Source organism: Paenibacillus sp. VT-400 (assembly GCF_001029205.1).
Taxonomy (GTDB): domain Bacteria; phylum Bacillota; class Bacilli; order Paenibacillales; family Paenibacillaceae; genus Paenibacillus; species Paenibacillus amylolyticus.
Genome location: NZ_LELF01000114.1, coordinates 1 through 281 on the forward strand (window position 1 = coordinate 1; position 281 = coordinate 281).

Annotated in this window: 2 rRNA genes; both read right to left on the bottom strand. The window is 48.8% G+C overall.

What is annotated here, in order from left to right:
- Positions 1 to 65: ribosomal RNA gene (rrf, locus tag EL84_RS30605) — 5S ribosomal RNA — on the bottom strand; the annotation flags it as partial.
- Between the two features lie 158 nt (positions 66 to 223).
- Positions 224 to 281 (bottom strand): 16S ribosomal RNA (locus EL84_RS30610); the annotation flags it as partial.

Genomic DNA, 281 nt, shown 5'->3' on the forward strand with positions numbered 1-281 from the left:
CTGAAGGGCTTAACGGTCGTGTTCGGGATGGGAACGTGTGGAACCCCTTCGCTATCGCCACCAAACGTTTGAGAGTTTGAACTCTCAAAACTGAGCAACGAGTGAGTTGCTTGTACTCTTCATTTCATCCACACCGAAGTGAAGGACCGAAATGAATCGCTGTTGCAGGTTCTAAGAACCTGCTTATTTGAATGTTTCCGTTGCAGGAAACGATTCTCCATAGAAAGGAGGTGATCCAGCCGCACCTTCCGATACGGCTACCTTGTTACGACTTCACCCCA